Raw genomic sequence first — 12,202 nt, forward strand, 5'->3', positions numbered from 1 at the left:
GAACGCTTTTTTCCGGCGCTTTGTGGTGGCCGTGGCGGCGGGCGTATTCATGTCCACGGCCTACGTGCCCGTTGCGACAGCGCAGACCCCGACGGTCGCGCTGCCCGACTTCACGGGCATTGTTGAAAAAGCGGACCCCGCGGTCGTGAACATCCGCACGACCGCCACGGTGCCCGTGCGCGGCCCCGGCCCGGGCGGCGGCAGTGATCCGTACGAATTGTTCCGCTGGTTCTTCGGGCCAGACCTGCAGCCGCCGGGCGGTGGGCAATCGCCCATGCCGCGCCAGCGTCCGCAGCCGCCCCAGCCTGAAGAGCGCACCGTGCCGCGTGGCGTGGGTTCCGGCTTTTTCATTTCGACCGACGGCTATATCCTGACCAACAACCACGTGGTGGTTGACGCAACCGACATCTACGTCACGCTGACCGACGGCCGCGAATTCAAGGCCAAGGTGATCGGTACCGACGAACGCACCGACGTGGCGCTCATCAAGATCGAAGCCAAGGACATGATTCCGCTGGTCATTGGCGACCCCAAGAAATTGAAGAAGGGCCAATGGGTACTGGCGATCGGCTCGCCGTTCGGCCTGGATTCCACCGTGACCTCCGGCATTGTCAGCGCAATCGGCCGCGATACCGGCGAATATCTGCCCTTCATCCAGACCGACGTTGCCGTCAACCCCGGCAACTCAGGTGGGCCGCTGATCAATCTGGACGGCGAAGTGGTGGGCATCAATTCCCAGATCATCTCGCGTAGCGGTGGTTTCATGGGCATCTCGCTGGCCATCCCGATCGACGAAGCGATGCGCGTGGTTGACCAACTGCGCGCCACCGGCAAGGTCACGCGCGGACGCGTCGGCGTGCAGATCGGCGAAGTGGGCAAGGATGTGGCCGAAGCCATCGGCCTGCCCAAGGCCGAAGGCGCACTGGTCAGCAGCGTCGAAGCTGACGGCCCCGCTGAACAAGCGGGCGTGCAACCGGGCGACGTGATCCTCAAGTTCAACAACGAGCCGATCAAGCGCTGGTCCGATCTGCCCCGTATTGTCGGCGAAACCAAGCCCGGCACGCGCGCTGACATGCAAGTGTGGCGCAAGGGCAAGAGCCTGACGCTGTCGGTCAAGGTGGGCGAGATCCCGACCGAGAAGGCGGCCGCTGCCGCGAAGAAGGCTGCGCCGGCGCCTGAAGTAACCAACGCGCTGGGCCTGGGCGTGGTCGATGTACCGGCCGATGTCCAAAAGAAGCTGCGCATCAAGGGCGGCGTCCAGGTGAAGGTTGCCGAGGGCGCGGCGGCCAAGGCGGGCTTGCAGGAAGGTGACATTGTGTTGGCTCTGAACGACACCGATGTCACCGGCGCCAAGCAGTTCGGTGAACTGGTGGCCAAGCTGGACAAGAGCCGTTCCGCCGGTTTGCTGGTCCGCCGTGGCGAGCAGACCCAGTGGGTCGCGGTGCCCGCATCGAAGTAGGGCGGCTTCGGCCGGTTGGACCGCCTTTTTACCCGGGGGCGGCCCACCGGCAGAAAAATTTGCCCAAGACCGGCTAAAATGGCTGGTTGCCGCAAGAGGGGGCGCTTGGGCGCCCCCTCGTTTTGCCCGGGTTTCGTCCCGTCAGCGCCCCTCTCGTCAGCCGTGTCCTCGCAGGCGGCGGCGTCTTCCGGCTTATTGCCGAGTGTTCCGTCCCTTATAATTTCAAGCATGCAGCATATTCGCAACTTCTCCATCATTGCCCACATCGATCATGGCAAATCGACCTTGGCCGATCGCTTGATCCAGCGCTGCGGCGGATTGGCGGATCGCGAAATGTCGGCGCAGGTGCTCGATTCCATGGAAATCGAGCGCGAGCGCGGCATCACCATCAAGGCCCAGACCGCCGCCCTGCAATACAAGGCGAACGACGGCAAGGTCTACAACCTGAACCTGATCGACACCCCGGGGCACGTGGACTTCTCGTATGAAGTCAGCCGCTCGTTGTCGGCATGCGAAGGCGCGCTGCTGGTGGTGGATGCGTCCCAGGGCGTGGAAGCGCAAACGGTCGCCAACTGCTACACCGCCATCGAGCTGGGCGTGGAAGTGGTGCCCGTGCTGAACAAGATGGACCTGCCCCAGGCCGACCCCGAAGGCGCGCGCCAGGAAGTGGAAGACGTCATCGGCATCGATGCGTCGGAAGCCGTGCTGGCCAGCGCCAAGACCGGCATGGGCATTGACGAAATCCTGGAAACCATCGTGGCCCGCGTACCGGCGCCCAAGGGTGACCCGGAAGCGCCGCTGCAAGCGCTGATCATCGACTCGTGGTTTGACAACTACGTGGGCGTGGTCATGCTGGTGCGCATCATCAACGGCGTGCTCAAGCCCAAGGACAAGATCCTGCTGATGGCGTCCGGCGCCACCCACCTGTGCGAGCAGACCGGTGTGTTCACGCCCAAGTCGCAGCAGCGCCCGCACTTGTCGGCGGGCGAGGTCGGCTTCATCATCGCCGGCATCAAGCAGCTGGAAGACGCCAAGGTAGGCGACACGGTCACGCTGGCCAACAAGCCCGCGCCGTCCGCGCTGCCCGGTTTCAAGGAAGTGAAGCCCCAGGTGTTCGCCGGCCTGTATCCGGTCGAAAGCTCCGAATACGACCAGCTGCGTGATTCGCTCGACAAGCTCAAGCTGAACGATGCCGCGCTGATGTTCGAACCCGAAGTCTCGCAAGCGTTGGGCTTTGGTTTCCGCTGCGGCTTCCTGGGCCTGCTGCACATGGAAATCGTGCAAGAGCGCCTGGAACGCGAATTCGACATGGACATCATCACTACCGCGCCGTCGGTGGTGTATGAAGTCGAGCAGCGCGATGGCTCCGTGATTACCGTGGAGAGCCCGTCGCGCATGCCTGAAGTGGGCAAGATCCAGGACATTCGCGAACCGATCGTGAAGGTCACGCTGTTCATGCCGCAGGATTATGTCGGCCCGGTGATGACGCTGTGCAATAACAAGCGCGGCTCGCAGGTCAACATGAGCTACCACGGCCGCCAGGTCCACCTGGTATACGAGATTCCGCTGGCCGAAATCGTGCTGGATTTCTTCGACAAGCTGAAGTCGGTGTCGCGTGGCTACGCCTCGATGGACTATGAATTCCTGGAATACCGCTCGGCCGACGTCGTGCGTGTGGACCTGCTGATCAATAACGACCGCGTCGACGCGCTGGCCGTGATCGTCCACCGCAGCAACGCGCGCCATCGCGCTCGCGACGTTGTGACCCGCATGCGCGGCCTGATTCCGCGCCAGATGTTCGACGTGGTGATCCAGGCCGCAATCGGCGCCGAAATTATCGCCCGCGAAAACGTCAAGGCGTTGCGCAAGAACGTGCTGGCCAAGTGCTACGGCGGCGACATCTCGCGCAAGAAGAAGCTGCTTGAAAAGCAGAAGGCTGGCAAGAAGCGCATGAAGCAGGTGGGTAGCGTTGAGATTCCGCAGGAGGCGTTCCTGGCCATCCTGCAAGTGGAAGACAAGTAGAACCAAAAGAAGGCGGTTAGCTGATGAGTTGGAACTTTGCCCTGATCCTGTTTGTTCTGCTGGTCTTGACCGGCATTATCTGGGTGCTTGATCTGGCGGTGCTGCGGCGTGGCCGTGAAGCGCGGGCCCAAGCGGCAATGGCGCAGTACGATGCGGCCCTGATCGGGGACGCGCAAGAAGCCGAACGCCTGCGCCGCGAAGCCGGTGACGTGGCGCGCCGCGTGCCCTGGTGGGTGGAATACGCCGTCAGCTTTTTCCCTGTCATCCTATTCGTGTTCATGCTGCGTTCGTTCGTGGTCGAGCCGTTTCGGATTCCTTCGGGCTCGATGCTGCCGACGCTGCAATCGGGCGACCTGATCCTGGTGAACAAGTTCAGCTATGGCTTGCGCCTGCCCGTGATCGACAAGAAGGTCGTGGATATCGGCAAGCCACAGCGCGGCGACGTCTTCGTGTTCCGTTATCCCGTGGATCCGGACGTGGACTACATCAAGCGCGTGGTCGGCCTGCCGGGCGACGAGATCGCTTATCTGGACAAAAAACTGTATGTGAACGGCACCCTGGTGCCTCACGTTCGCGACGGCGACTACTTCGAGCCGGATCGTGTGTCGTATATCGCACAATATAAAGAGAAGTTGGGCGACGTTGAGCACAAGATCCTGCTAGATGAGAACAAGTCGCAGGATTATTCGCCCATGTGGCAATTTCCTCACCGCGAAAACTGCCAATACAGCCGCAATGGGGTACGCTGCAAAGTACCCGAAGGCAGTTATTTCGCCATGGGCGATAATCGGGACAACAGCGCGGACAGCCGTTATTGGGGCTTCGTACCCGAGGCCAATATCGTCGGACGCGCGTTCTTCATCTGGATGAATTTCAGCGATCTCAGCCGCATCGGCCGGTTCAACTGATTATGTCGCTAGCCACGCTAGAAAACCGCCTGGATCACCACTTCGGTGATCCAGCCTTGCTTGAACAGGCACTGACGCATCGCAGTCACGGTGCGCGTCACAACGAGCGCTTGGAATTCCTTGGGGATTCCGTGCTGAACTTCGTCGTGGCGGCGATGCTGTTTGAACGCTATTCCAAAATCGACGAAGGCGATCTGTCGCGGCTGCGGGCCAACCTGGTCAAGCAGGCCTCGCTGGCGGACATCGCCCAACGCCTCGAACTGTCGCAGTATCTGCGCCTGGGCGAAGGTGAATTGAAAAGCGGTGGCTTCCGTCGGCCGTCGATTCTTGCGGACACGGTCGAGGCGCTGTTTGGCGCCGTCTTCCTGGATGCGGGCTTTGAGGCCGCGCGCCGCGTGATCGTGCGCCAGTACCAACCGGTGTTGGCCTCGGTTGACCCAAAAACGCTGGGCAAGGACGCCAAGACCTTGCTGCAGGAATTCCTGCAAGGCCGCAAGTTGGCGCTGCCGTTGTACACGGTGGTGGCCACGCATGGCGCGGCCCACAGCCAGCAGTTCGAAGTCGAGTGCGCCATCCCGGCGCTCGAGATCAAGGTTACGGCGCCCGGCGCCAGCCGCCGCGCCGCCGAGCAGTCGGCGGCCAAGCTGGCTTTGGAGGCTGCGCTGGCTATCAGCCCCGCCACCAAGGCTGCCCGCAAGTCGGGCAAGGCGCGCAAAACCGCGCAATTGTCGCTGCCCGTGGCAGTGGCTCAAGAGACTAAATGAGCGATACCCCTTTTCGTACCGGCTTTGTTGCCATCGTTGGCCGTCCCAATGTGGGCAAGTCCACGCTGACCAATGCCCTGATCGGTTCCAAGATCTCCATCGTGTCGCGCAAGGCGCAGACCACGCGCCACCGTATCCACGGCGTGCTGACTCGCGAGCACGAGCAATTCGTTTTCGTTGATACCCCGGGATTCCAGACGCGTCATGGCGGCGCCATGAACCGCATGATGAACCGCGTGGTGACGCAGGCTTTGGCCGACGTCGACGTGGTGGTGCACGTGGTGGAAGCCGGTAAATGGTCCGAAGGCGATGCGAAGCTGTTGCCGCTGTTGCCGAACCCCGAGCGCACCATTCTGGTCGTCTCCAAGATCGACCAAATGAAGAATCGCGACGACCTGTTCGCGTTCGTCTCCAAGATCATGGCGCTGCACCCCTTTGGCGCCGTGGTGCCCGTCAGCGCCACCAAGAAGCAGCAGCTGGACCAGTTGCTGGAAGAAATCGCCACGCGCCTGCCGGAAGGCGAGGCGATGTTCGAAGAAGACACCCTGACCGACCGCCCCATGCGCTTCATCGCCGCCGAACTGGTGCGCGAGAAGATCTTCCGCCTGGTCGGCGACGAACTGCCCTACGGCTGTACCGTTGTCATCGAGCAATGGGAAGAAACCGCCAAGGGCGCCAGCATCAACGCCTGCGTGGTGGTCGAGCGCGACAGCCACAAGCCGATTCTGCTGGGCGCGGGCGGCATGCACATGAAGCGTATCGCCACGGAGGCGCGGCAAGACATCGCCAAGCTGCTGGACAAGCCCGTGCACCTGGAGGTCTACATCAAGGTGCGCAAGGGCTGGTCCGACCGCGAGGGTGCGCTCCGCGATCTGGGTTATGAGTAGACGGGCGCCTCGCGTCCAGGATCGCCCGGGCTTTATGTTGCACGCCACCGCGTGGCGTGAAACTTCCCTTATTGTTCAGACTTTTTCCCGCGATCATGGCTGTGTGGCCATGGTCGCCAAGGGCGCCAAGCGCCCTTATTCGGTGCTGCGTCCTGTGTTGTCGGCCTTTCAGCCCTTGCTGCTGTCCTGGACCGGCAATGGCGAAGTCAAGACACTGACGCGCGCCGAGATCGCTGGCATCCGTCCGCTGACGGGCACAGCGCTGATGTCCGCCTGGTACATGAACGAGCTACTGCTGCGCTTGCTGCCTCGCGAAGACGCGCACCCCTTGCTGTTCGACGCCTACGACATGGCGTTGCAGCAGCTGTCCAACGGTACGCGTGCCGCCGGCGCGCTGCGCCGCTTTGAATGGACGCTGTTGCGCGAAACGGGTTATGGCGTGGATGAACAAGCGCCGGATTTCGACGACACCACGATCGAGCCCGCGCTGCGGCGTGACCTGCGCGAGCGCCTGGCCGAGATCCTGGCCGGTCGCCCCTTGTCGACCCGCCGCGTCCTGATGGACCTGCAACGCATCTAGCGCGCGGCGCGGCACATGACCTTCACGCTAAAACAGGTCGAGACCTTTCGCACCGTCTACGAAACGGAAAGCGTGACGGCTGCGGCACGGCGACTGGATGTGTCGCCCGCCACGGTCAGCGCCACCTTGGCCGCGCTGGAAGCCAGCATTGAACTGCGCCTGTTCGAACGCGTGCGCCAACGCATGCAGCGCACGCCCGAAGCCACTTTGCTCTACGAAGAAATCCGCCGCCTGAACGTCGGCCTGGAAAGCCTGGGCCGCAAGATCCGGGCCATACGCGGGGCCGCGCAACCGCGGCTTCGCATCGGCTGCATCCATGCCTACGGCGGGGCTATCGTCAGCGAGTCGATCTCGCGCTTTCGCACCCGTTATCCCGACACGCCGCTGTACCTGCAAATCCGCGACTCCAATACCTTGCGCGACATGGTGGTGTCGGGCGAGCTGGACCTGGCGGTGGTGGCGGACGAATCCGAACTGGAAGGCTTGCGCGGCCATCGGCTGGCAAGCTTGCGCGCGGTGGCGGTGTTTCCCGCCGGACACCCGCTGGCGCGCCTGGAACAGGTGGACTTTGCGCAACTGGCCGACGTCGATGTGATTGCCTTGAACGCCGAGGACGGGTCGCGCAAGCGCCTGGATGCGCTGTTGCGGCAAGCGGGTCACAGCCTGAAGGTGGCGATTGAAACTCCGTATTCCAGCACCGTCTGCCAGTTGGCCTTGGCCGGGCACGGGGTCGGCATCGCCAACCCCGCGACGGCGGTGGGCATGGAAGCCGCGGGGCTGTGTTATCGCCCGCTGACGGCATCCGTGCATTTTGAATGCCACATGATTCTGCATGGCAGCCGGCCCTTGTCCGAAGCCGGGAAATTCTGGGCCACTTGCCTGCGCGGCGCGCTGGCCCCGCTGGTGGATCGGTTCGGCGTTTGATTTGACGTCGTTGCAGGCCGGGAATTTCAGCCTCGGCGCGTGGCCGAAGTCTTCTGCCCCGTAGCGGCCCGACGTCAGTCCGGCCAGTGGGGGCCGTCAGCCCCGGCGCCCGTCGGATGTCAACATCAACACCACTGACGATTCAGCGTCCAGCACGCCCGAGCGGCGTAGCTGCGACACCGCCGCCAACGCCGCGGCCGATGACAGTTCGGTGCTGATGCCCCGGCGCTCAAGCCGTTGTTGCGCGGCAGCGGCAGCGGCATCGGAAACGTCCACCGGGGTGCCGCCCGAGCGGGCCAAGGCTTCCAGTGATTGCAACGTGCAGGTTCCGCCCGCGATGGAATATTGCTGGGTGGCGCTTTCCCACAGGCCGCGCGCATCGCCCGTTGCGCGCGCGCGCGACAGGCGTGCATAGGGCTCGACGGCGTGCAGGCGAGGCAGGCGCGCGATGCGTCCGCTTTGCAGCAAATGCTGCCAGCCCAGCAAGATGCCCCACAGCAGATCGCCTCGCGCGGTGGGCACGATGATGTCGGTGGGCGTGGCGCAAACGTTCAGGATTTCGGGGGCGATGGGCTTGTAGCCTTCGACGCCATAGGGATGCGTGCCGACGGGGGGATTCAGATAATTGGTGCCCGCGAACGCGCCATGGTTGCGGCACAGATCCTCAACGTAGGGCCAGCGCGCCAGGCTGTCTTCGAACGCGCGAAGACGGGCGCCGAAGCGTTCCATGGCTTCCCGCTGCAAGGGCGGGCAGTTTTGGGTAATGGCGATATCCGCCTGCAAGCCGGCGGCGGCGCAGTAGGCCGCAATCGACACCCCGGCGTTGCCGCTGGAAGCCGCTGCCACGCGCGTCGCCCCGGCCAAGAGGGCCCGTGATATCAACTGGGCCGCCATGCGGTCCTTGTGGCTGCCTGTGGGGTTGGCGCTTTCGCACTTGAGCCATAGCTTGCCGATGCCTTCGGCGTCGGCAAGATCGGGCGCCTCCAGGCAAGGCGTATCGCCTTCGCCCAAGGTCACCGCTTGAAGAACGGGCAGTGGCATGACGTTGCCGCTCTCCGTGGCGTCGTAGCGGCATTCCAGCGTGGCGGGGTGGCCGGCGGCAAGGCAGCTGGGGCAGCCTTCGGCGTAGTCGCCGGGCGCCCACAGGGCAGCGCAGCGGATGCAGCGCAGGTCGGTCAATCTGGGGTTCATCTGCATAGTCAGTATTTTGACGCTAGGGAGTCCAGGGGTAGGGCGGGGGCCACTTGCAGCAGGCAGTCGCCGTCGTCGCTGCGCGCGATGGCGCGCAGGCAAACCACCGTGCCGGCTTGCGGCGCGTAGAGCGGCCGCGCGGGGATATCCGGGCGCGCGGGTTCAATCAGGCGGCCGATCGGCTGATCCGCCGTCACCACCTGCCCAAGCTCGACGCCGGGCACGAACACGCCGGGTTCGCCGGCGCGCAGCGTGGCGGCCGGCGCGTCCAGGTCATAGAGGCGGACGTCCCGATTCGCCGGAACAGGGGGGGCGGGCAATAGCCCCAGTTCGGCAAGGCAGCCCAGCAAGCCATCGCGGCAGCCGTCGACCAGCGCGCCGCGCGTCTGCCTGCCCCCGCCGATTTCGGCGCTTAGACGCAGCACGCCGTGGCGGCTGGCGGCGGCGGGCATCGAACCTGCCTCGTTGCCGCGAAAGAACACACAGTCGGGAAAGCCGAACGCGCGGGCCAGGGCTGGCAGGCGTTCGTCATAGGCGTCGTTGCCGTAACGCGTGATCACCGATGAAGGCAGGTAGCAGAGCGAGGCGCCGCCGCTATGCACGTCGACCATGGCCTGGATGCGGGGCAGCAGCCGTGCTTCCAGGGCCGCCGCCACGCTTTCCGTATAGCCGCGCGCCGGCGCGCCCAGGAACGCGCGATTCAGGTTGCCGCCGTCGCTGGGCGACAGACGCGTGCCGGCCAGAGAGGCCTCGGCATTGACGGCCGGCAGCAGGTATACCGTGCCATGTTGCAGCATGCCGGGAAGTTGCTGCCACAGGTCGAGGATGGCGGCCTGGCCTTCCCATTCATCGCCATGCACGCCGGCAATCAAGGCCACGGCCGGGCCTGGTCCGGCCTCGATGCGCAGTACCGGCACGGTGACGCGGCGATAAGCCGAGTCATTGGTCGCGGCGGCAACAGAGAAGTCTTCCCGGCTTACGCGGACCATGCTTCGGCTCCGGCGGCTCTGGTGGCGGGGCGCGCGCCGGTCAATCCAGCGTGGCGGCCTTGATGATGCTTTCCCATTTGGGCAGCTCCTTGCGAATTTGGGTTTGGACGTCCTGCGGCGTGCCGCCCAGCGGCTCTTGCGACCGGCTACGCAGTTCCTTGGCGACGTTGTCCGATTGCAGTGCCTTGTTCATCGCGTCATTCAATCGACTGATCACGGCGGGGGGCGTGCCGGCGGGTGCGATCAGCGCGCTCCAGGCAGACTGCTCGTAGGCCGGATACCCTTGTTCGGCCACCGTCGGCACGTCGGGGTTGGACGCCGCGCGGGACTTGGTGGTGACGGCCAATGCGCGCAGTCGGCCGTCCTTCAGGTTGCCGATCAAGGGCGGCAGGTTTTCCATCATGGCGTCCACGTGGCCGCCCAACAGATCCGACAACTGCGCGGCCGTGGCCTTGTAAGGGATCTGGCGCACGGCGGCGCCTGTCTGGGCGATGAACAGCTTGACGCCGACTTCACTGGTGGTGCCGGGGTCGGCCGATGTCATGGTCAAGCGGTCCGGCTGGGCGCGGCTGGCCTCGATAAAGCTCTTTAAGTCGCGATAGGGCGATGCGGCATTCACCACGATCACGTTGGGCGTTTCGGCCACCAAGCCGATCGGCGTTACGTCGCGGTCCAGGTTGTAGAGCTGTTGCTTGAACAGGAAGCGATGCAACACCAGCGTGCCGACGTGCGCGTAGCCGATGGTGTAGCCGTCGGCAGGGGCGCGAACCACGGCCTGCGTGCCGATGCGGCCACCCGCGCCAACGCGGTTTTCCACCACGACGGGCTGGCCCAGCTGTCGGCTCATTTCTTGTCCGATCAAGCGTGCGGTGATGTCGGCGTTGCCACCGGCGGCGGCTGGCACGATCAGGGTGATCGCGCGTTCCGGATAGTCGGCTTGCGCGGTGGTCGCGGCAAGGCAAAGCAGCAGGGCGGCAAGGCAGGCGTTGCGTTTCATGACGATTCCCCAGGCGTTGAGAGCTGCGCCATTGTGCGCGGCAGGCCCAAAGAATCCGTTTGCTTCAATAACATGGGTGTTCAAGAAAACCTAAGGGATTTGACCCTTGTCCTTGTCGTTGTCCTTGTCGTTGCCGTTGTCCTTGTCGTTGTCCTTGTCGTTGCCGTTGTCCTTGTTGTTGTCCTTGTCTTGGTCCTGCCAAGGCCTGGCATCCGCCCGCTTGCCCAGCCCATAGCCGACGGCGGCCGCGCCCAGCGCCACCGCGGCGCCCAGCAGCGCGATCAGCGCCGCGCCATGGCCCAGCATGTCGACGCCGGCCTTGACCCATCCGCTGGCCGCGTCGCCGCCCCGGTAGACGACCGTATCGATGACGTTCTTGGTTTTGTATTTGTCTTCGGCAGGCACCGCCGTGAACAGCATTTCGCGGCCCGGCCGGATCAGCGCATATTCGCCGGCACGGCGCAGGATCATCGCGGCGGCCAGGACGCCAAAGACCGGAAACGCGGCAAGGAACAGGAACGACAGCCCCACCGCCAGCGGCACCGCCGTCAACAGAAAGCGCACCCCCAGCCGGGTGGCCACGCGACCCGTGATGAACAGCTGCGACAGCAGCGCCAGCGTCTGCACGGTAACGTCCAGCGCGCTGAACACGCGGATGCGCTGGGCCGTGTCGGGAAAGGTATCGGCCACCAGGCGCGCCTGCTCCATGTACAGAAAGGTGTTCAGCGTGGCCAGCAACACCACCAGCAGCGAAATGCCAAGCAGATAGCGCGACTGGAAAATGCGCAGGATGCCGGCTAGCAGCGCGCCTTCGATGGGACGCTGCATGTCTTGCCGCCCGGTCTCGGGGCGTGTGGCGGCCCGCCAGCGCAACAACCATTGTTTGAGCGGCAGCGTGGCGGTCAGCAGCAGCGCCGATAACAGCAGCAAGCCGGCCGGGCCCAGCGCGCCGGCCAGCAGGGCGCCCAGCAACGGGCCGCACAACCCGCCCGCGCTGGCCCCCGCGGCAATCAGCGCAAAGAGGCGTTTGGCGGAGTCCATCCGGAACACGTCCGCCATCAAGCTCCAGGCGATCGACACCACGAACAGGTTGAAGACCGACAGCCACACATAGAATGCACGCGCCGCCCAGACGCTGCCCGGTTGCAGGTACAACAGGGCCGCGAAGCCCGCCATGGTCAGCGCAAAAATGCTGTACACCCAGGTCAGCAAGGTGGCGCGCGGGACGCGGGCGGACAGGGCGCCAAACATCGGCACGACCGCCAGCGTGGCGACAAAGGTGGCGGTGAACAGCCATTGCAGCTGGTTGACGCCCGCCTGGATCCCCATGGTTTCGCGGATGGGGCGCAGCATGAAATAGCCGCAGAACAAAAAGAAAAAGAACGCGAAGCCGCAGGCGGCCGGGGCGATGTCGGCGTCCTGGATGCCCAGCGTTCGTGCAATGCGCGCGCGCGCGGGCTCAAGCCCGGCCCAGGCCATGG

Annotated in this window: 11 protein-coding genes; 7 read left to right on the forward strand and 4 right to left on the reverse strand. The window is 64.5% G+C overall.

The genetic code is table 11. From position 1 onward, the window contains the following. Nucleotides 1-49 precede the first annotated feature (49 nt). The 7 genes from YH64_RS00685 (at nt 50) to YH64_RS00715 (ending at nt 7,544) form a co-directional block, all read left to right on the forward strand. Nucleotides 50-1,459: a DegQ family serine endoprotease gene (locus YH64_RS00685; protein WP_370512718.1), complete on the forward strand. Its 1,410-nt coding sequence runs from the start codon at nt 50-52 to the stop codon at nt 1,457-1,459. Between the two features lie 228 nt (nt 1,460-1,687). After that, nucleotides 1,688-3,481 (forward strand): translation elongation factor 4, encoded by a 1,794-nt coding sequence (lepA, locus tag YH64_RS00690; protein WP_006218049.1) that lies wholly within the window; start codon nt 1,688-1,690, stop codon nt 3,479-3,481. Nucleotides 3,482-3,504: 23 nt separating this feature from the next. Beyond that, nucleotides 3,505-4,389, forward strand: a complete 885-nt coding sequence (lepB, locus tag YH64_RS00695) for a signal peptidase I (protein WP_046802606.1) — start codon at nt 3,505-3,507, stop codon at nt 4,387-4,389. A 2-nt stretch (nt 4,390-4,391) separates the two neighbouring features. Then, on the forward strand, nt 4,392-5,153 hold the full coding sequence (gene rnc, locus YH64_RS00700) for a ribonuclease III (protein ID WP_046802607.1): 762 nt from the start codon (nt 4,392-4,394) through the stop codon (nt 5,151-5,153). Next, on the forward strand, nt 5,150-6,040 hold the full coding sequence (gene era / locus YH64_RS00705; RefSeq protein WP_046802608.1) for a GTPase Era: 891 nt from the start codon (nt 5,150-5,152) through the stop codon (nt 6,038-6,040). The genes rnc and era overlap by 4 nt, the downstream gene beginning before the upstream one ends. Beyond that, entirely contained in the window at nt 6,033-6,620 is a 588-nt protein-coding gene (gene recO / locus YH64_RS00710) for a DNA repair protein RecO (RefSeq protein WP_046802609.1), read from the forward strand. Before era ends, recO begins: the two co-directional genes overlap by 8 nt. 15 nt (nt 6,621-6,635) lie before the next feature. Further along, nucleotides 6,636-7,544, forward strand: a complete 909-nt coding sequence (locus tag YH64_RS00715) for a LysR family transcriptional regulator (RefSeq protein WP_046802610.1) — start codon at nt 6,636-6,638, stop codon at nt 7,542-7,544. 96 nt (nt 7,545-7,640) lie between these two features. On the opposite strand, the gene YH64_RS00720 is transcribed toward YH64_RS00715, so the two are convergent. From YH64_RS00720 to YH64_RS00735, 4 genes are all read right to left on the reverse strand, one after another. After that, on the reverse strand, nt 7,641-8,741 hold the full coding sequence (locus YH64_RS00720; RefSeq protein WP_046802611.1) for a pyridoxal-phosphate dependent enzyme: 1,101 nt from the start codon (nt 8,739-8,741) through the stop codon (nt 7,641-7,643). 2 nt (nt 8,742-8,743) lie between these two features. Further along, nucleotides 8,744-9,724, reverse strand: coding sequence for a succinylglutamate desuccinylase/aspartoacylase family protein (locus tag YH64_RS00725; RefSeq protein ID WP_046802612.1), 981 nt, complete (start codon nt 9,722-9,724; stop codon nt 8,744-8,746). Nucleotides 9,725-9,764: 40 nt separating this feature from the next. Further along, nucleotides 9,765-10,721 (reverse strand): tripartite tricarboxylate transporter substrate binding protein, encoded by a 957-nt coding sequence (locus YH64_RS00730; RefSeq protein WP_046802613.1) that lies wholly within the window; start codon nt 10,719-10,721, stop codon nt 9,765-9,767. A gap of 90 nt (nt 10,722-10,811) precedes the next feature. Beyond that, complete coding sequence (locus YH64_RS00735) at nt 10,812-12,200, reverse strand: NTP/NDP exchange transporter (RefSeq protein WP_255444056.1); 1,389 nt, start codon at nt 12,198-12,200, stop codon at nt 10,812-10,814. Nucleotides 12,201-12,202 lie beyond the last annotated feature (2 nt).

It is taken from the genome of Achromobacter sp. LC458 (assembly GCF_001005835.2).
Classification (GTDB): Bacteria; Pseudomonadota; Gammaproteobacteria; order Burkholderiales; family Burkholderiaceae_B; genus Achromobacter; species Achromobacter spanius_B.